Annotated in this window: 19 protein-coding genes; 13 read left to right on the plus strand and 6 right to left on the minus strand. The window is 71.5% G+C overall.

Annotated elements, in window-relative coordinates:
• Nucleotides 1-66 precede the first annotated feature (66 nt).
• The 3 genes from ABT299_RS07160 to ABT299_RS07170 all read right to left on the minus strand — a co-directional run bounded on the left by ABT299_RS07160 (nt 67) and on the right by ABT299_RS07170 (nt 2316).
• Entirely contained in the window at nt 67-708 is a 642-nt protein-coding gene (locus tag ABT299_RS07160; protein WP_190865915.1) for a TetR/AcrR family transcriptional regulator, read from the minus strand.
• A gap of 69 nt (nt 709-777) precedes the next feature.
• Nucleotides 778-1677: an aggregation-promoting factor C-terminal-like domain-containing protein gene (locus tag ABT299_RS07165; protein ID WP_500250084.1), complete on the minus strand. Its 900-nt coding sequence runs from the start codon at nt 1675-1677 to the stop codon at nt 778-780.
• Nucleotides 1678-1779: 102 nt separating this feature from the next.
• Nucleotides 1780-2316: a MarR family winged helix-turn-helix transcriptional regulator gene (locus tag ABT299_RS07170; RefSeq protein WP_347257040.1), complete on the minus strand. Its 537-nt coding sequence runs from the start codon at nt 2314-2316 to the stop codon at nt 1780-1782.
• A gap of 292 nt (nt 2317-2608) precedes the next feature.
• On the opposite strand from ABT299_RS07170, the gene ABT299_RS07175 reads away from it, so the two are divergent.
• The 10 genes from ABT299_RS07175 to ABT299_RS07220 all read left to right on the plus strand — a co-directional run bounded on the left by ABT299_RS07175 (nt 2609) and on the right by ABT299_RS07220 (nt 12647).
• Nucleotides 2609-3412 (plus strand): MlaE family ABC transporter permease, encoded by an 804-nt coding sequence (locus tag ABT299_RS07175; RefSeq protein ID WP_151543100.1) that lies wholly within the window; start codon nt 2609-2611, stop codon nt 3410-3412.
• Nucleotides 3412-4266 carry an ABC transporter permease gene (locus ABT299_RS07180; protein WP_190865920.1) on the plus strand — a complete coding sequence of 285 codons (855 nt, stop codon included), beginning with the start codon at nt 3412-3414 and terminating at the stop codon, nt 4264-4266. The genes ABT299_RS07175 and ABT299_RS07180 overlap by 1 nt, the downstream gene beginning before the upstream one ends.
• Nucleotides 4263-5327, plus strand: a complete 1065-nt coding sequence (locus ABT299_RS07185; RefSeq protein WP_500250085.1) for an MCE family protein — start codon at nt 4263-4265, stop codon at nt 5325-5327. The genes ABT299_RS07180 and ABT299_RS07185 overlap by 4 nt, the downstream gene beginning before the upstream one ends.
• Entirely contained in the window at nt 5324-6400 is a 1077-nt protein-coding gene (locus ABT299_RS07190) for an MCE family protein (protein WP_500250086.1), read from the plus strand. Before ABT299_RS07185 ends, ABT299_RS07190 begins: the two co-directional genes overlap by 4 nt.
• Nucleotides 6400-7431 carry an MCE family protein gene (locus ABT299_RS07195; protein WP_387026786.1) on the plus strand — a complete coding sequence of 344 codons (1032 nt, stop codon included), beginning with the start codon at nt 6400-6402 and terminating at the stop codon, nt 7429-7431. Before ABT299_RS07190 ends, ABT299_RS07195 begins: the two co-directional genes overlap by 1 nt.
• Complete coding sequence (locus tag ABT299_RS07200; RefSeq protein ID WP_387026787.1) at nt 7431-8531, plus strand: MCE family protein; 1101 nt, start codon at nt 7431-7433, stop codon at nt 8529-8531. Before ABT299_RS07195 ends, ABT299_RS07200 begins: the two co-directional genes overlap by 1 nt.
• Nucleotides 8531-9622 (plus strand): MCE family protein, encoded by a 1092-nt coding sequence (locus ABT299_RS07205; protein WP_190865929.1) that lies wholly within the window; start codon nt 8531-8533, stop codon nt 9620-9622. The genes ABT299_RS07200 and ABT299_RS07205 overlap by 1 nt, the downstream gene beginning before the upstream one ends.
• A complete protein-coding gene (locus tag ABT299_RS07210; RefSeq protein WP_190865931.1) occupies nt 9619-10920 on the plus strand; it encodes an MCE family protein in 1302 nt (433 codons plus the stop codon). Before ABT299_RS07205 ends, ABT299_RS07210 begins: the two co-directional genes overlap by 4 nt.
• A gap of 25 nt (nt 10921-10945) precedes the next feature.
• Nucleotides 10946-12058, plus strand: coding sequence for a hypothetical protein (locus ABT299_RS07215; RefSeq protein ID WP_500250087.1), 1113 nt, complete (start codon nt 10946-10948; stop codon nt 12056-12058).
• A gap of 97 nt (nt 12059-12155) precedes the next feature.
• Nucleotides 12156-12647, plus strand: coding sequence for a MarR family winged helix-turn-helix transcriptional regulator (locus ABT299_RS07220; RefSeq protein ID WP_500250088.1), 492 nt, complete (start codon nt 12156-12158; stop codon nt 12645-12647).
• Between the two features lie 113 nt (nt 12648-12760).
• Here ABT299_RS07220 and rpsD read toward each other — a convergent pair whose 3' ends face one another.
• On the minus strand, nt 12761-13366 hold the full coding sequence (gene rpsD, locus ABT299_RS07225; RefSeq protein WP_190865935.1) for a 30S ribosomal protein S4: 606 nt from the start codon (nt 13364-13366) through the stop codon (nt 12761-12763).
• Nucleotides 13367-13430: 64 nt separating this feature from the next.
• On the opposite strand from rpsD, the gene ABT299_RS07230 reads away from it, so the two are divergent.
• Nucleotides 13431-14234 (plus strand): DUF2470 domain-containing protein, encoded by an 804-nt coding sequence (locus tag ABT299_RS07230; protein WP_500250089.1) that lies wholly within the window; start codon nt 13431-13433, stop codon nt 14232-14234.
• 339 nt (nt 14235-14573) lie between these two features.
• Nucleotides 14574-15755 (plus strand): trans-sulfuration enzyme family protein, encoded by a 1182-nt coding sequence (locus ABT299_RS07235; protein WP_500250090.1) that lies wholly within the window; start codon nt 14574-14576, stop codon nt 15753-15755.
• A 13-nt stretch (nt 15756-15768) separates the two neighbouring features.
• Here the strand turns inward: ABT299_RS07235 and ABT299_RS07240 are convergent, their stop codons facing one another.
• Nucleotides 15769-16929, minus strand: coding sequence for a DUF5925 domain-containing protein (locus ABT299_RS07240; RefSeq protein ID WP_241756342.1), 1161 nt, complete (start codon nt 16927-16929; stop codon nt 15769-15771).
• Between the two features lie 61 nt (nt 16930-16990).
• Nucleotides 16991-17767, minus strand: coding sequence for a lysophospholipid acyltransferase family protein (locus ABT299_RS07245; RefSeq protein ID WP_500250091.1), 777 nt, complete (start codon nt 17765-17767; stop codon nt 16991-16993).
• Between the two features lie 132 nt (nt 17768-17899).
• Here ABT299_RS07245 and ABT299_RS07250 point away from each other — a divergent pair, with 132 nt between their 5' ends.
• Nucleotides 17900-18754 carry a hypothetical protein gene (locus ABT299_RS07250; RefSeq protein WP_433239611.1) on the plus strand — a complete coding sequence of 285 codons (855 nt, stop codon included), beginning with the start codon at nt 17900-17902 and terminating at the stop codon, nt 18752-18754.
• Nucleotides 18755-18760: the final 6 nt, after the last annotated feature.

Below are 18760 nucleotides of genomic sequence, written 5' to 3' on the forward strand. Positions count from 1 at the left end.
ACCGCCGTGCCGGGCGTCCGCGACGCGGCGCTCCCCGTCCCGGAGGCCCGGGGCGGGGACGCCGCGTCAGCGGGCCAGGCGGATGAGGATGCGGCACACCTCGTCGATGATCTCGGCGGCGTCCGCCTCGCCCTCGGCCGTCGCGATCTCCCGTCCGGCCTCGCCGATCACGGTGGTCAGCACCAGGCTCAGCACCTCCCCGGCGCGGCCCGCCGGGGTGCCGGCCGTGCCGTGCAGCAGCTTGGTGTTCTGCGCGATCCAGTGCTGCGCCCGGCTCCGGCGCATCAGCGACGAGCCGGACGGCCCCTCGCCGCCGTGGAACAGCCGCGCCGCCTCCCGCCGCTCCCAGCACACCCGCAGGTAGGCGCGGGCGCCCGCGATGAACAGCGCGATCGGGTCGTCCTCGCCGGCCTTGCGGGCGGCGGACACGGCCCGCGCGGCGCTCCGCTCCTGCTCGTCGGTGAGCTCCTCCCACAGCGCCACGTACAGCCCGGCCTTGCCGCCGTAGTGGTGGTACAGGCTGCCGACACTGATGCCGGACCGTTCGACGATCTCGGCGATGCCGGCGTCGGCGTAGCCGCGGTCGGCGAACACCCGCTGCGCCGCGGTCAGCAGCGCCTGCCGCGTGGCGTCCGCGCGCGCCCACTGCCGCCGGTCGGTGCCGGCCTCGCCCGCGCCGCCCGCCTGGCGCGCCCTGCTCGTGGTCATCCCCACATCGTGCCCGGATCGGGGCCCGGCCACCAGCACGCGCCGTCCGCGTCGCCTATCGGCCGCGGCTCAGTACCAGTGGTGCGCCGACCACCAGGACCACGCGCCGCACGGGTCGTGGTAGCGGGCCTTGATGTAGCCGAGGCCCCAGGCGATCTGGGTGGGGGAGCTGGTGCGCCAGTCGGCGCCCGCGCTGGCGAGTTTGGAGCCGGGCAGCGCCTGCGGGATGCCGTACGCGCCGCTGCCGGGATTGACGGCCCGCTCGTTCCAGCCGCTCTCGTGGTTCCAGAGCGTCAGCAGCGACGACCAGCAGTTGCCCCAGCCCTTGGCCGCGTTCATCTTCTTGCCGTACGCCTTGTTCTCCGCGGCGCTCGGGTTGGACTTGGCGAGCCGCTCCTTCTCCTTCTCGGCCTTCAGCTTCGCGCGCGCCGCCGCGTCCTTCTTGGCCTGCTCCTTGAGCTTCTTCATGTACGCCTGGTGCTCCTTGTAGGCCCGCTCCTTGGCGGCCGCGATGGAGTCGGCGGTGATGGCGTCCATATCGAAGCCCTGGAGGTGGGCGAGCATGTCGTTGGTCGACAGGCCGCTCGACGCGGCCTTCGGCGGCTCGGCCTCGCCGAGGACCTTGTCCCAGTCCACGAACGCCACCCCGCCGGCGAGCACCGCGATGCCCGCCACGGTGATGGTGACGTTGTGGGTGAGCAGCTTCCAGGCGCGCCGCCGCTTTCCCGGGCCGTACTGCGCGGACAGCTCCCGCGCGTCCCCGGACGGGCCGTACGGGCCGGAGGCTTCCGGCGGGGCGAGCGTGTCGAGCGCCTCGGGGGACGGCCGGGGCGCGGGGACCCGGGCGTCGTCCCGGCGGCCGCCGGCGCCCCGCTCCCGGGCCCGCCGCCGGCCGCCGCGCCGCTGCTCGGAGCGGGTGCGGCCGGAGGCGGAACCGGTGCGTCTGCGCGTGCCGTGACTCTGTGGCATAGGAGAAGACTGCCTTATCGCCCGGGTCTTGTGTTGTCGATGACGATGTACGCAGGCGATGTCACAGCCGGTTCACCGCGCCTCGCGGCGGGCTCCGCCCGCTCAGAGCTCCAGGTCGCCGGCCGCGAGCCGGGCCGGCTGGAGCGCCTCGAACAGGTCGCGGTGCATCCCGTCGAACGGCGCGAGCGCGCCTTCCGGGTCCTCCAGCGCGAGGTTCGCGGCGTTGACCTGCTCGCGTCCCGCCGCGGTGATCTGCACGAGGGTGGCGCGCCGGTCGCGGGGGTGCCGGGCGCGCTCGACGAGCCCGGCCGCCTCCAGCTGGTCCACGGTCAGCTTCACGGTCGTCGGATGCATCATCAGGATCCGGCCGAGGGTGCTGAGCCGGGCGTTGCCGTGCCCGATGAGCGCCAGCGTGGTCAGCAGGAAGTAGCCGGTCCGGCTCAGCCCGAACCGTTTCAGCTCGGTGTCCAGTGCCTTCTTGAGCATCTGGTGGAGCCGTTCGACCGAGCTGATCGCCATGAAGGGCCACGGCCCGCCGGCCATGCCCTGTCCCGACCAGCGGTCCCTGATGCCGGTGACCAGCGGGTCCACGCCGTCCTCCCGGGCTCGTTCCGCGCCTCGCCGCGCCTCGATACGCACGCCCGAGATCGTAGCTTCGGACAAATCATGATGTAAGTACTCGCTTCTTAGAACTTCTTCCAATAGAGTGCTCCAGATCACAAGCGGGACGAGAGTGTCCGTGTGACCCTGGTGGTCCCGTGAGTGGTACCGGTCTCGACCGAGACCACAGGTGGCGCGGAACACCCCTAGGACACAGCGGCGCCCCCGTGGTAGAGCAGGGAACCGGAGTATCGGATGGGCGCCGACGTCCGAGAACGAAGGAGGCTGGGATGACCCTTCACGCACCCCCCGCGGGGGAGGGCACCGGCTGATGGCCCTGAGCCTGACGAAGGCCCCGGACCTGGCACGCAGACGGGTCGAGCGCGCGCTCGACGAGACCGGGCTGCTGTGCGTGACCCTCCTGGAGGGGCTGCGCCGCACCTGGGACCTGCGGCAGTGGTGGGGCGAGTTCGTCGAGCAGTGCTGGTTCCTCGCCCGGGTGACCAGCGTGCCGGTGATGCTGATCGCGGTGCCGCTCGGCGCCACCATCTCGCTGCAGGTCGGCGACATCGCCCGGCAGCTCGGCGCCCAGTCGGGCACCGGCGCGCTGCTGACCGCCGCGATGATCCAGCAGGTGGCCCCGCTGGCCGCCGCGCTGCTGGTCTCCGGCGTCGGCGGCTCGGCCATCACCGCGGACATGGGCGCCCGCAACATCCGCGACGAACTCGCGGCCATGGAAGTCATGGGCATCAACCCGATCCACCGCCTGGTCACCCCCCGGCTGTGGGCGGCGAGCATGGTGTCCGGCCTGCTCTGCTCCGTCGTGATCCTGGCGGGCGTGCTCGGCGGCTACTACTTCAACGTCATCCAGCAGGGCGTCAGCCCGGGCGCGTTCTTCGACGGCGCGACGACCCTGCTGCAGTTCTCGGACCTGGTCATCACCCTGTTCAAGGCGTGGATCTTCGGGTTCATCGCCGCCGCGGTCGCCTGCTACATGGGCATGAACTGCGACCTCGGACCGGTCGGCGTCGGCCGGGCGGTGAACAAGGCGGTGGTGGTCACCTCGATCGTGGTGTTCGCCACCAACTACATCCTCACCATGATCTACCAGGTCCTGTTCCCCCCGAGGTTCTGATGGTCGCCATTTCCCCCGTACGCAAGCTGGGCCGGGCCGTCAAGGGCCGCACCGCCGGGCTGTCGGCCTCGGCCAACCTGCCGATCTTCCTCGGCCGGGTGCTGTACCACCTCCTCTTCGACATCATCATCCGGCGCAAGTACGGCAAGACGCTGGCCAAGCAGGTCAGCGACATCACCGTCGGCGTCGGCGCGCTGGTGATCGGCGGCGGCATGATCTTCGTCATCGCGACGATGTCGCTGGCCACCGGCGCGATGGTCGGCCTGCAGGGCTACCCCGGGCTCGAACGCATCGGCGCGGAGGCGTTCACCGGGCTCGTCGCCAGCTACTCCAACGTCCGCGAGGTCACCCCGATCATCGCGGGCGTGGCGCTGGTCGCGCAGGTCGGCACCGGCTTCACCGCGGAGATCGGCGCGATGCGCATCTCCGAGGAGATCGACGCGCTGGAGGTCATGGGCATCAACTCGCTGGCCTACCTGGTGTGCACCAGGGTCGCGGCCGGCGTCATCGCGCTCGTCCCGCTCTACCTGGTGTCGCTGTTCATGGCGTTCTTCGCCACCCGGTTCATCACGATCCAGTACTTCGGCCTGTCGCCCGGCATCTACGACTACTACTTCCACCTGTACCTGCCGCCGATCGACGTGTTCTACAGCGTCATCAAGGTCGCCGTCTTCGCGTTCATCGTGATGTTCATCCACTGCTACCGCGGCTACTACGCCGCGGGCGGCCCGGTCGGCGTCGGCGTCGCCGCGGGCCGCGCGATCCGGGAGTCCACCATCCTGATGATCCTGATGAACCTGCTCCTGTCGTACATCTTCTGGGGCCACGGCAGCACGGTGAGGCTGACCGGATGAGCGACGAGAGCCTCTCCTCCCGGTCCCGGACGATCTTCGGCCTGGTCGGCGCCGGCGTGATCGCGGTCGCCGCGGTCGCCGTCGGGATCTCCACCACCCCCTCGTACGCGGGCTCCACCTACTACGACGCGACGTTCGGCACCGCCGGCCAGGGCCTGGACCCCGGCAAGTCGGACGTGAAGATCCGCGGCATCGCGGTCGGCTCCGTCGACACGATCAAGCTCGGCCGCGACGGCCGGGTGACCGTGAAGATCCGCGTCGACAAGGGGGTCCGGGTCCCCGACACGGCCACCGCGACGATCGAGCCGGTCTCGGTGTTCGGTCCGAAGGACCTGGTGCTGGACCCCGGCGCGCACGAGCTGTCCGGCCCGTTCCTCAAGGACGGCGGGCGGGTCGTGAAGACCGCCGACCCGCAGGACCTGTCGCAGACGGCGTGGCCCGCCTACAACCTCACCAAGGCGATCAACCCGGACGAGGTGGCGACGATCCTGCACACCCTCGGCGCCGGGCTGTCCGGTGAGGGGCCCGCCGCGCGGCGGCTGATCCAGAACGGGTCGACGGTGGTGGACGCCACGTACGCCGACCGCGCGTACATCCAGGCGCTCCTCAACGACATCAACGGGCTGTCGGGCACGCTCGCCGCGCACGGTGACAACATCACCCGGTTCACCGGCGACTTCAACACGCTGTCGCAGGTGATCAACGCCAAGCCGGACAAGATCGACCAGCTGCTGACGCAGGCGGGGCGGCTCGGCGACACCGTCGGCACCACGATGCGCGGGCACGGCGCGAACCTCGGGAAGCTCATCGACAACGTCGGCGGGGTCGCCGCGACGGTGCACTCCGAGAACGACAAGCTGCCGGTGCTGATGGACAGCCTGAACGGCTTCTTCGCCCTGCTGGCGCGCATCATCCGGATCCCCGGGCCGTCGGGCACCACGATCGCGCAGGCCAAGGAGGCGCTCAGCCTCGACCTGTGCCAGGTCTTCATCGACGTGTGCACCACCGACCCGTTCCAGCCCAAGGGCAAGACGGCGAGCACGGCGGGAGGGCGGCCATGAGCCCGGTACGCGGCAAGGCCGCGCGCGGGCCGGAGTACACCACGATCCTGAAGTTCCTGGTCTTCCTCGTGGTGACCCTCCTGCTGACCTTCTACATCGGGCAGCAGATCCTCGGCGCCAGCTTCAACTCCCGCTACAAGCTGACCGCGACGTTCGACGACGTCACGGGCCTGCTCACCGGCGACGAGGTGAAGGTGGCGGGGACGCCGGTCGGCCAGGTGAAGAGCATCAAGGTGGTGCGCGGCAAGGCCGTGGTCGGGATGGCGGTCGACAAGGACGTCCGGCTGCCCGCCGACTCCACCGCCGCCGTCCGCTGGCGCAACGTCATGGGCCAGCGGGTCATCTACCTGGAGCCGGGCAGCAGCCCCGCGAGGCTCGGCAACGGCGACCGGGTGCCGCACACCCGGTCGGTGGTGGACCTCGGCGAGATCCTCAACAGCCTCGGCCCGCTCACCCAGAGCCTCGACCCGAACCAGCTCAACAAGATCCTCTTCTCCTTCTCGCAGGCGCTGGACGGCAACGAGCAGAACATCGCGCTGCTGACCGACAACCTCGACGCGCTGCTGCAGACCTTCGAGGCCCGCCGCGACACGATCAAGGGGATGATCGACGACTACGAGACGGTCAGCGACGCGATCGCCAAGCGGGACACCCAGATCGCCGCCAGCGTCGACAACCTGGCGTCGCTGACCGGCGTGTTCGCCGACAACCGCAAGCTGCTGGAGAACGCGGTCGTGCAGATCTCGGGCGTCACCACCAACCTGAACGCGGTGCTCGGCGGCAACGACGCGCAGCTCGCCCGCATCATCGACAACCTCGGCAAGTTCAGCGACACGTTCCGGCTGAACGTCGACCAGCTGGAGAAGATGGTGCAGCAGCTTCCGCTGACCCTCCGCGAGCTGTTCGCCGCCGCCAACGGCGGGCACTTCCTGCGCACCAACGCGCTGTGCCTGAACGTCGTGCAGGGGCCGTGCCCCTTCCCGATGCAGCTGCCGAAGGCGCCCGGCACCAAGCAGCCGTCCAAGCAGGACCTGGCCAAGCTGAAGGCGATGCTGACGGGGAGTGGCGGCTGATGGCGCTCAAGTCCCTGCGGGACGTCAACCAGCGGCTCGTCGCGATCGTGACGCTCGCGGTGCTCGCCGCCGCGCTGATCTTCGCGTTCGCGATCGGCCAGCTGCACCTGTTCGACCAGGGCTACACGATGAGCGGCTACTTCTCCGACCAGGCCGGCATCAAGAAGGGCGACGACGTGCGCGTCGCCGGCGTGAAGTCCGGCCGGGTCACCGCGGTGGAGCCGGACTTCGCGCACGGCCGGGTCCTCATCACCTGGCACGTCAACGCCGGCATCGACCTCGGCCGCGACACCCGCGCGGAGATCGAGACGACGACGCTGCTCGGCGGCCGCTACCTGAAGCTGTCCGGCCCGGTCGCCAGGCCCTACCTGGCGAGCCTGCCGGAGTCCCGGCGGCGGATCCCGCTGGACCACACCGGCGTCCCGTTCACCGTGCCGCAGGCGCTGGAGAACACCCAGAACATCGTCGGCAAGCTCGACGAGAAGAGCATGACGAAGCTGCTGACGGAGGTCGCGGCGATCAAGTCGCCGGGCGCGGCGAAACTGCACCGGATCCTGGAGAACATCCAGGACCTGTCGCGCACGCTCAACGACTCCTACCCGCAGATCCAGAACCTGATCGAGGCCAGCAAGACCATCACCGGCACGCTGGCGAGCAAGGACGACAAGCTCCGGGAGATCATCGACTCCAGCCAGGTGCTGCTGCGGTCGCTGGTGAACCGGCGCAACGAGCTCGCCGCGACGATCGGGCAGGGCAGCCGGACGGTCCGCACCCTCGACAACGTCATCTCCAGGAACCAGAAGAAGCTGGACGCGCTGCTGGACAACCTGCACCTGCTGACCACCCGGCTGGCGCCGAACATGGACGCGCTGAACACCGACTTCTCGCTGCTCGGCCCGACGTTCCAGCAGGTCGCGAACCTGAAGGGGAACGGGCCCTGGATCGAGGGCGTGCTCACCGGGCTCGGGCCGATCCAGCCGCCGGGACCGATCTCCACGCGGCGTTCCCCAGCCGGGCAGGGAGGCAACTGATGGGCCGCCTCATTCCGACGAAGCCGGCACGGGGGGCGCGGGACGTCCCCTCGCGGGCGAGGCCGGCCGGACGGGCCCGTCCGGCGCGGGCCGTCGCGGCGGCGCTCGCGCTGGCGCTGGCCGCCGCGCTCGGCGGCTGCTCGATCGGCTCGTCCGGCGGCGAGCGGACGATGACCGTCTACGTGCCGAAGGCGCGCTCGTTCTACCCGCAGTCGAAGGTCCTGGTGATGGGCGTCGACGTCGGGCGGGTCGACACGGTGAAGCAGCTGGACGACAAGATCAAGGTGACGTTCCACATCGGCCGGGACGTCCCGCTGCCGCAGGGCGTGCAGGCCTCGATCGTCCCGCTGAACCTGGTGGGCGAGCGGAACCTGGTGCTGCACCCGGCGTGGAAGCCGGGCGAGCCGAAGGAGACCTCCAACGTCATCCCGATCGAGCGGACGACCGTGCCGGTCGAGGTGGACGACGCGCTGAACTCCTTCACCAACCTGGCGAACGCGCTCGACCCGACGAAGATGCAGACGGCGCTCGGCAAGGCCGCCGACTCCGTGAACGGCAACGGCAAGGAGTTCAACGCCACGCTGGAGCAGAGCGCCCGGCTGGTGGAGAACGTCGCCGGGCAGGACAAGGACCTGATCGAGGTCGCGCAGAACCTCAGCCGGATGGCCGGGGTGGTCCGGGGCCGCGAGCAGGTGCTCGGCACCATGATCCAGGACTTCGGGCAGGCGACGCAGGTGCTCGCCTCCGAGCGCGGCGACCTGCAGGAGCTGATCGGCGCGGTGCTGGACCTGTCCAAGAACGGCGACAAGCTGCTCAAGAGGTACAAGGGGCAGCTGCCCTACGACCTCGCCGTCCTCACCCGGGTCGCGCTGGTGCTGAAGGGCAACACCAAGCAGATCGCGCAGCTGCTGAACGTGCTGCCGGGCGTCAGCGACGCCCTCATCGGCGGCTACGGCAAGAAGGACAAGTCGCTGCACATCCGGTTCGCCACCGACGCGTTCGTGCGGACGTGGCTGAAGGGCCTGATGGACACCGACGAGGTCGACTGCCCGCTTCCCGCGCCCAACTCCAACTGTCCCTGGCAGAACGGAGGCAACTGATGGGCAGGAAGGTCGTCTTGCTCGTCCTCGCCACGGTCCTCGCGCTCTCGGGCTGCAACTACAAGACGGTCGGGGCGCCGAAGGGGCACCTGACCCTGACCGCCGAGTTCAGCGACGTGCAGGGGCTGGTCGCCGGGCACAGCGTGAAGATGTCCGACATCACGATCGGCAGCGTCACCAAGGTGGAGCTGGACGGCTACCGCGCCAAGGCGACGCTGTCCATCAAGGACGGGGTCAAGATCCCGCAGGGCACCCGCGCCGAGATCAAGGTGACGTCGCTGCTCGGTGAGAACTTCGTCGACCTGCAGATGCCGCCGGGCGCCAGCATGGACCGCGGCCCGTTCCTGGCGAACCACGCGGCGATCACGCAGACCAGCGTGCAGCCGGCGTTCGAGCAGGTCGTCGGGCAGGCGGGCCCGCTGGTGCAGGCGCTGGCCGGCAACGACGTGGCGACGGTCGTCAACGCCGGCGCCACCGCGCTGGACGGCAACGGCACGCGGCTCAACACCTCGATCGCCAAGGCGACGAGCCTGCTGAAGCTCGTCGCGGACCAGCGCGAGCAGCTCGGCGAGTCGGTCGACCACCTCGCCAAGCTGGGCCGGTCGCTGGCCGCCGGGGACGGCGCGCTGAACGAGGCGCCCGTCCAGATCGAGCGCACCACCCGGCTGCTGGACCAGGACAAGCGGAAGATCCTCGGCACGGTCGCCAAGCTCACCGAGGCGGCCCGGCAGCTGAACGACAAGGTGCTCGAAGGGCGGGTCGCCCGGTTCCGCAAGCTGCTGGACGACCTCGACCCCGTCCTCGCGCAGCTCGGCAACAACCGCACCCGGCTGACGAACCTGGTCAACGGGCTGGTGACCTTCACCGACAAGCTCCCGAGGGCCAGCTACGACGGGCAGTTGCTGCTGTACCCGCTGCTGAACATCCTCTGGCCGGACGGGACGCCGGTGCTCGGCGGCGACAAGCCCGCGAAGAAGAAGAGCAAGGCGACGGGCGGCGGCAGCGGCGGCGGCGCGGGGGACACCGAGCTGCCGAAGCAGTTCCGGACCGCGTTCCCCGACCTCGACAAGATCCTGCAGGGGCGGCAATGACCAGGCGAGTGACGATCAACCTGGCGGTGTTCGGCGCACTCGCCGTGATCATGATCGTGTGGGCGTTCCGGAACGTGGTGCACTTCGACTTCATCGAGCGGCCGTACCACATCACGGCCGAGTTCGAGTCGTCGCCGGGCCTGCACCCGAACTTCGAGGTCGACTACCTCGGCCTGCGGGTCGGCAAGATCGACTCGGTGAAGCTGCAGGGGAACAAGGTCGTCGTCCGGCTCGACATGGAGCGCGGGGTGAAGATCCCGCGCGGCGTCACCGCGGCGGCGGCCCGCAAGTCCGCGGTCGGCGAGCCGGTGGTCGAGCTGACCCCGGCCCCCGGGCAGGCGGGCGCGCCGCCGATGAGGCCCGGCACCGTCATCCCGGTGTCGCAGACGAAGGTCCCGCCGAAGTACAGCGACCTGTTCGGCGCGGTCATCAAGTCCCTGGACGCCATCAACCCCGACGACGCGAAGGTGCTCACCCACGAGCTGGCGGAGGGCCTCGCGGGCCGCGAGGACTCGATCCGCCAGATCGTCAACGGCGGCGACCAGCTCACCCAGACGTTCGCGCAGAACACCGAGCTCCTGGACGGGCTGACCCGGGACCTCGGCAAGATCACCAGCGTGCTGAACCGGAACCGGGGGGCGCTCGGGGCGGGCATCGACAACGTCGCCGCCCTCACCTCGGCGCTCGCGCAGATGCGCGGCCAGCTCGCCGAGCTGCGCGACCGCGGCCCCGGCCTGCTGTCCACGGTGAACCAGCTGCTGGACGAGACCGGCCCGAACTTCGACTGCACGGTCGACATGCTCGGCACCTGGGGCATCTCCGCCTACAACCCGAACTACCTGTCGGACCTGAAGACGACCCTCGCCGTCGCGCCGCAGCTCAAGACCGTCCTCGACAACGTCATCGGGCTGGACCAGGGCAAGCCCGTGCTGAACGTCATCTTCGAGATCACGCTGAAGCACCAGGCGGCGCTGGAGTACAAGTACCCGCTGCCGCAGCCGCAGCTGGCCACCGTGCCGACGTGCGCCGGGGGCCGGACGCCGGACCTGGACGTCAAGCAGAACACCTACCGGGCGAAGAACCCGGGCGACGTGATCCCCACCCACGATCCCGCGCTCGACAAGCCGCTGAAGGCGCAGAACGCCGCGAACAACGGCAAGGACCCTTCTGGTGGGCCACCCGTTTGGCTAATCTACATTCCCCCGGTTCTGGCACTGATGGTGCTGATCAGGGTCATGATGGGCTCGGTGCCCGTGGTGTCCCGCCTGTCCCGGCTTCGCCGCCGGCACAAGGACTGACCCCAATCCCCGTAGGAGTACCGAAGTGACAGCCAAGACCACCAAGGAAGCCGCGGACGCCGCCCGGGAGAGCCACCCGGACGGCGAGGCCGACGAGGTCGAGGCGGTCGCGTCCGAGCAGGACGAGGCGGTCGAGGACGCGGAGGCCGCGCAGGCCGGGGCGTCGGAGCAGGAGGACGGCGCGGAGGACGGCGCCGCGGAGGCCGCCGAGCGGCCCGCCGCCGCGCGGCCGAAGCGCAAGCGGCGGGTCCGGGTCATCGAGGTCATCGACGACGATGACGACCTCGAGGACGTCCTGGAGGCGATCGAGGCCGAGGACGAGGAGGACGAGCGCCCGGCCCGGCCCGCGAAGGCCGCCCGGCCCGCGGCGAAGGCGGCGAAGCCCGCCGCCAAGGCGTCTCCCGCGCGGCCCGCCACGGCGAAGCCCCGTCCGGAGCGGCTCGAGCCCCCGGAGGAGGAGGCCGAGGAGCGGGCGGACGCGGCGGCGCGTCCGGCGCGCAAGGTCGGCCCGTTCTCCTACACGCCGACCCGCCCGCCGAAGGAGCACGCCGACTCGTCGTCGCTGGTCCGCGTCATCGCGACGGTCGTCGTGGTGGCGGTGCTGGCGAGCCTCGCGATCTGGCAGTGGACGAGGGCGAGCGGCCTGGCGTCGGACAAGGACGCCCGCGGCGAGGTCTCCAAGGTGGCCCTGCAGTACGGGGACGTGGCGTTCAACTACAACGCGTCCAACTACCAGTCGCAGGCGGCCAAGGCCGAGAAGCTGATGGCCGGGGACCTGCTCGACCAGTTCAAGCAGTCCACGCTGCCGGGCCTGACCGCGGCGTTCAAGAGCGACTCCCAGGTCGGGATGTCGTCCAAGAGCACCGACGTGTTCGTCGGCAGCGTCAACGGCAAGTTCGCCACCGTGGTCGTCATGGTCGACATCGGCCTGCAGACCAAGGACGGCAAGGTGAGCCAGCCGGCCACGCTGCTGCGCCTCGCGCTGGCGAAGGTCGACGGCAAGTGGAAGGTCACCAAGCAGTACCCGTCCGGCGTGAACGACAGCAACCAGAACGCCGGGAGCGGCGGCCTGGTGCCGGGGAGCAGCGCCGCGTCGCCGTCCCCGAGCACGACCGGGAGCGGCAAGCCCAAGAACTGACGCACGCGGCGTCCCGCGCCCCGCACGGTGGAAGCCGTGCGGGGCGCGGCGCGTTGTGCAGGGGAACGTGTCGGAGGGGGCGGGCAGAATGTCGATGGTGACGGAGCGTTCGGTCTCAGACGGCGGCACCCGGGTGCCGGACGAGGTGATCCAAGAGTTCGGCGCGCTGCTCGGCGCCGCGGCCCTGCTGGAGCGCATCGCGGGCCGCGAGCTGGAGCGCCGCTGCGGCATCCGGCACGCGGTGTTCGAGGTGCTGCTCCGGCTGTCGTCCGCGGGCGCGGACTGCCCCGACATGGGCGGGCTGGCCGGCGAGCTGATCCTCACCAGCGGCGGCATGACCCGGCTGGTCGACCGGATGCAGGAGGCGGGGCTCGTCCGCCGCCGGCCGCACGAGGGCGACCGCCGCCGCCACCTGGTCGAGCTCACCGATGCGGGCCGCGCCAAGCTCGACGAGGCGATGCGGGTGCACGCCGAGACGCTCCGCGAGCACTTCGCGGGCCCCCTCACCGACGAGCAGCGCCACGCCCTCGTCTCGGCCCTCCGCACCCTGAGCACCACCGCCCGCAAGGAACTCGGCACCCTGAGATAACCGCATGCCGCAGCGCCACGAGCCGCACGCCGCACGGTCACGAGGGACCCGAGCGGTGGCGTGAGGATCGACTGCGTCGTGACGGCAGTTCCAGGGGGTCGCCCCCCTGGGAATCATCTCGAGTAGTGCTCGACGACGAGTTGCTCGTCGCAGATGACGGGGATCTCGCGGCGTTCGGGGAGGCGGGTGAGCCGGGCGGCGAGGGCGTCGTGGCGGACGTCGAGGTAGGGCGGGACGGTGTCGGTGTGGCCGCCGGCGGCGGCGATCTGGAAGGCGTCCATGCCGCGGCTGCGTTCGGCGACGGTGATGACGTCGCCGGGGCGGAGGCGGAAGGAGGGGCGGTCGACGCGGCGGCCGTTCACGAGGATGTGGCGGTGCACGACGAACTGGCGGGCCTGGTAGATCGTGCGGGCGAGGCCGGCGCGCAGGACGAGCGCGTCCAGCCGGCGTTCGAGGTCGACGAGGAGGGCCTCGCCGGTCTTGCCGCCGGCCTTGGCGGCCTTGGCGAAGGCGTTGCTGAGCTGGGCCTCGCGGATGTTGTACTGCGCGCGGAGCCGCTGCTTCTCGCGGAGCCGGACCTTGTAGTCGCTCTCCTGCTTGCGGGCGCGGCCGTGCACGCCGGGCGGGTAGGGGCGGGCCTCGAAGTACGTGACGGACTTCGGGGTCAGCGGGATGCCGAGGGCCCGGGAGAGGCGGACCTTGGGCCGGGGGTTGTTCATCGCGCTCCTCAGTGGTTAGGTAAGCCTTAGTTAGGCAAGCCTAACTCAGTACGTCAAGGAGGCCATGGTGGGGCGAGCGGACACGACGGGGACGCGGGTGGGCGGGCCGACGGCGGCGGAACGGGCGCGGACGCTCGCCTACGGCATGGGGGACGGCGTCCTCGCGGCGCCGGGCGTCCCGCACACGCCCGTCCCGGCCTACACGACGGACCTCGACGGGCGGCCGCTGCTGCTCCTGCCGAAGGACTCGCCGCTGGTCAGGGCGCTGGACGGGGAGGACGACCTGCCCGCCACGCTGCGGATCTGCGACGTCGCGCCGGTGCCGCTCGCCGACCGGGTGCGGGGCCGGGCGTGGCTGCACGGATGGCTGACGGAGCTGCCGCCGGCCGGGCTGCGGGCCGCCGCGCTGCGGCTGTCCCGCCCGCACCCGCGTCCCGAGCTGCTCGACCTGGCCGCCGAGGAGCCGCCGAGCGACGGGGAGTGGACGGTGCTCACGATGGACGTCGCGCAGGTCGAGATCGAGGACGCCTGGGGCGGCGCGACCCTCGAACCCGAGGAGTACGCGGCCGCCGCGCCGGACCCGTTCGCGGCGATCGGCGCGGGCATCCTGGCGCACCTGGACTCCTGCCACCGCGACGAGCTGAAGGGCCTGCTGCCGGTGTCGGCGTCCCCGTCCGGCGACCCGGACGGGTTGCCGGAGGTCCGGCCGCTCGGGCTGGACCGGTACGGGATGTGGCTGCGCTGCTCCGCCCCGTCGCCGGATGCGGGCGGGACGTTCGACCTGCGGCTGACGTTCGGCGAGCCGGTCAGTGATCTCCACGGCCTGCGCCGGGTGTACCGGCACCTGTTCGCGCACGCGACCCCGTAGTCCGTACGGGACGAACACCGAAATATCAGTCCATATGGCCGTGATCTCACGGATGGCGCGGACCGTCCCCTTCGGGACATGCTCGGGTCTCCGGCCGCGGGACGCCGCCCGTCGCCCGCCCGGGACGCCCCGGCCACCGGCTCGCCCTCGCGGGGTGGGTGAGCAGGCGGACGGGAACCGTACCGGGCGGCGGGACGGCGGCGGCCCCGGCCGGGCCGGTGGTCCGGCGCCGCGGAGCGGAAGCCGGGGGCGTGGTCCGGGCCACTGGTCGAACCTCTCCAGGCCACTGCCCGCGATTGGCTCTGCCGCTCGCCCGCCGCCGCACCGCAGGCTGGGAACATGACCGGACACCATCCGCAGACCCGAGCCGTCCACCCGCCCGTGATCACGCCGTCCGGCAGCCGCCCGCTCGGCCAGCCGATCTACCAGGGCCACCTGTTCGCCTTCGACGCCGCCGACGACCTCGCCGCCGCGTTCCACGGCCCGGGGCAGGCGTTCCTGTACGGGCGGATGAGCAACCCGACCGTCCGCTCCCTGGAAGAGGCCCTCGCCGAGATCGAGGGCGGCGCCGGGGCCCTCGCCACCGCCGCCGGCATGGGCGCGGTCAACGGCGTCCTGATGGCGCTGCTGAAATCCGGCGACCACGTCATCGCGCAGTCGTCGCTCTACGGCGGCACGTACGCGCTGCTGCACGACCTCGCCGACCGGTGGGGCGTCGAGCTGACGCACATCCCCGGCGACGACCCCGGCGAGGTCCGGGCCGCGCTGCGCCCGAACACGCGCATGCTCTACCTGGAGACGGTCGCGAACCCGACCACCCACGTCACCGACATCCCCGCGTTCGCCGAGGCCGTCCGGGGGACGGGCGTGCTCACCGTCGTCGACAACACGTTCGCGCCGCTGCTGTTCCGGCCGCTGGAGCACGGCGCCGACATCGTCGTCCACTCCGTCACCAAGTTCCTCAGCGGGCACGGCGACGTCATGGGCGGCGCCGCCGTGTTCGCCGACCCGGACCTGCACCGCCGCGTCTGGGACCACGCCGTCGAACTCGGCTCCACCGCCGACCCGTTCGCCGCCTGGCTGACCCTCCGCGGGCTCGCGACCGCGCCGATGCGCGTCGCCCGGCACAGCGCGAACGCCCTCGACCTCGCCCGCCGCCTCGCCGGGCACGCGTCCGTCGACCGCGTCCACTACCCCGGGCTCGTCGACCACCCGCAGCACGAGATCGCGCGCCGGCTGCTGCCGGACGGCGCCGGCGGCGTCCTGTCGTTCGAGCTGGCCGGCGGGCGCGAGGCCGGGCGGGTGTTCAGCGAGTCGGTGCGGCTGGTGTCGCTCAGCCCGTCGCTCGGCGACACCGGCACGCTCGTCATGCACCCCGCGAGCACGTCGCACCGCCAGATGGACGCCGCGTCCCTCGCCGCCGCAGGCATCGGCGAGGGCACCGTCCGCCTCGCCGTCGGCCTGGAAGACCCCGACGACCTCTGGCAGGACATCGAGCAGGCCCTCGCGAAGGCCACCTGACCGAACGCGGAGGCTAGAGGTAGAAGCCGGTGGCGGTGGAGGGGGCCGCGTGCGTCTCGGGACGGTGCTCGCCCTTGCGGAGCGCGGCCAGCTCCGCGAGGGTGGCGCCGTCCGGGCCGATCTCGGACGCGGCGTCCGAGCCGTCCAGCCACGCCACCGACTCCTCGCGGGACAGCCGGCCCACCTCGATCTGCGCGAGGCAGCGCCCCGGCCGCACCACCGCCGGATGCAGCATCGCCAGATCCTCGTTGGTGGTGATCGCCACCAGCACGTCCCGGCCCTGCCCGAGCATCCCGTCGGTGAGGTTCAGCAGCCGCGACAGGCCCTGGCCCGTCGACTGCTTCGCCTCGCCGCGGATCAGCTCGTCGCAGTCCTCCAGGATGAGCAGCCGCCAGCGGCGGTTCTCGTCCTCGTCGTCGCCGACCGCCACCTCCATGAGGTAGCTCGGCGTGCCGAACAGCGCCTCCGGGTCCAGCACGCAGTCGGCCTGGCACCACTTGCCCCACGCCCGCGCGAGCGCGCGCAGCGCCGTCGTCTTGCCGGTGCCGGGCGGGCCGTGCAGCAGCAGGAGCCGGCCCGCCACCTCGTCGCGCGTCAGCTTCATCACCCGGTCGAGCGCGTCGGCGACCGCGGCGGTGTAGTTGCCGCGGATGTCCTCCCACGCGTCGGCGGAGATCGCCCGCTCGTCCCGGGACGGCCCGTGCATCCCCATGTGCCAGAAGCCCATCTCGACACTGGTCTCGTCGGTCTTCGGCGGATCCGTCGCGTCCTTCACCGACGCGTCCAGGACCGACTCCGCCAGCGCGTCCGACACCGCCGACACCGCGAGGTACGCGCTGCCGTTCTTCCACCGGTTCGTCAGCAGCGTCCAGCCGTCGCCCTCGGCCAGCACCGACTCCTTGCCCTTCTCGCGGGCCACCCGCACGAGCCGCGCCCCGTCCGGGCGCAGCGGCGCCTCCGGGCGGACGTGGTCCAGCCGCGTCGACCGCGACCACGGCTGCTCGCCGGACGCGAACGGGCGCAGCGACAGCACGTCCATCACGTCGGCGGGGGAGTTGTTGTCGCTGAGGTTGAAGACCACGGGCAGCGTCGCGTCGGGCCCGGGGTCGCTCGCGTTCTCCCCGGGGCCGACGAGATGCAGGACGTCCTGCGCGCTCTCCCGCGACATGGTCATGTCACTGATCATCAGGCGTCGCGGGCGGGTGCGTCCACCGAATTAGGGACACCGGAGCGGCTCAGGCGGCGCCGCCCTCGCGCTCCTGCCGGGCGGCCCGGCGCGCCTCCGCCTCCTGGAAGTCGAGCTTCTCGGCCTCCTCCGGCGTCGGCGCCGTGCCGCCGAGGTAGGCGGGCTGCCACCACTTCTCGCCCGCCTTCGGGACGTCGGGGTACTCGCGCTGCGCCTTCTCCAGCAGCTCGGACATGCGGCCCCGCAGGTCCTCGGTGACCTGGTCGTAGTCGTCGCCGCGCTTGGGGTACATGGGCTCGCCGACGAGGATCGTCACCGGCACGTTGCGCTGCAGCAGCCGGCGCTTGCGGCCCTTCGTCCACAGCCGCTGCGGGCCCCAGATCGCGACCGGGATCAGCGGGGTCTTGGACGCCACCGCCATCCGCACCGCGCCGCTCTTGATCTCCTTCACGGTGAACGACCGGCTGATCGTCGCCTCCGCGAACACCCCGACGATCTCCCCGCCGCGCAGCGCCTTCAGCGCCGCCGCGTACGAGGAGGCGCCCGCCTCCCGGTCGACCGGGATGTGCTTCATCCCGCGCATCAGCGGCCCGCCGACCCGGTTGTCGAAGATCTCCTTCTTCGCCATGAACCGCACCAGCCGGCCCGCCGGGTGCGCGGCCAGCCCCGCGAAGATGAAGTCGAGGTAGCTGACGTGGTTGCTGACGAGCACGGCACCGCCCTCGGCGGGAATGTGTTCGGTCCCCTCCAGACGGAACTTGATGTTCAGGGCCTTGAACACGCCAAGAGCCGTCTTGATCACTGGCGGGTACACGCGTTCGGACATGTCAGCACCGTACTTGAGGCACGCCATGATCAGCGAGTGCGGCGCCGGGATCGCGATGGATCCCACAAGCGGCCGGAACTCTGAGAAGGTGGGGGGTGTGACGTGATCCGCCGATGGTGAAGGGGGATGAGCATGGAACCGTTGGACGCGGCGGCGGACGTGCACGCGCTCATCCGCGACGTGCTCCCGGCGCTGGCGCCCAGCGCCTGGTTCGACTCCGGAACGTCCGAGGTGGTGCTGCCGCTCGGCCGGTCCGAGGCGCGCGCCTCCAGCTGGACGGTCCTGGAGCGCTGCGCCCGCGAGCCGCGCTCGGCGTGGCCGCAGGTGGTGGACGAGTGGGTCCGCGAGGTCGGCGACCGCGCGTTCCTCGCCGTGGGCGAGATGGAGCTGTTCGGCGACGTCCGCGAGCTGCTGCGGCTGCGGATCGTGCCGAAGCTCGCACCGCGCGACCGGGAGGGCCTCGTCGTCGTCCCGGCCGGCGACCACTTCGACGCGATGGTGATGATCGAGCATCCGCGCTACGGCGGGCCGCTGACGAAGGCGCGGGCCGGCCTGCTGGGCCTGCACAAGCTCGGCTACGTGATGACGAACACCCATGACCGCGAGCTGTCGGACGTGTCGGTGCACGACCAGCCCCTGCTGCCCGGACGCAACGTCCGGGTGGTCGCGAAACCGGGCAGCCGGTACGTGTCGGCGCTGCTCAGCGAGGTCGACCAGTTCCTCCCGGTGCCGAACGAGCACGGCGCGCTGGTCGGCGTCCCGTGCCACAGCACGCTGCTGCTGTACCCGATCACGTCCACGGCCGTCCGCGAGGTGCTCCCCGTCTTCGCCGACGTCGTCCGCGAGATGCACGCGGCCGCCGACGACCCCTGCGCCCCCGGCGTCTACTGGAGCCACGGCGAGCGCCGCCTGACCCCCCTGCCCCCCGACGCCCCCCACGAGGGCACCGGCGAGTTCGCCACCCTCCTCCGAAGACTGCCGCGTTGACCCAGG

Origin of the sequence: Spirillospora sp. NPDC000708 (assembly GCF_040299565.1) — a bacterium.
Classification (GTDB): domain Bacteria; phylum Actinomycetota; class Actinomycetes; order Streptosporangiales; family Streptosporangiaceae; genus Spirillospora.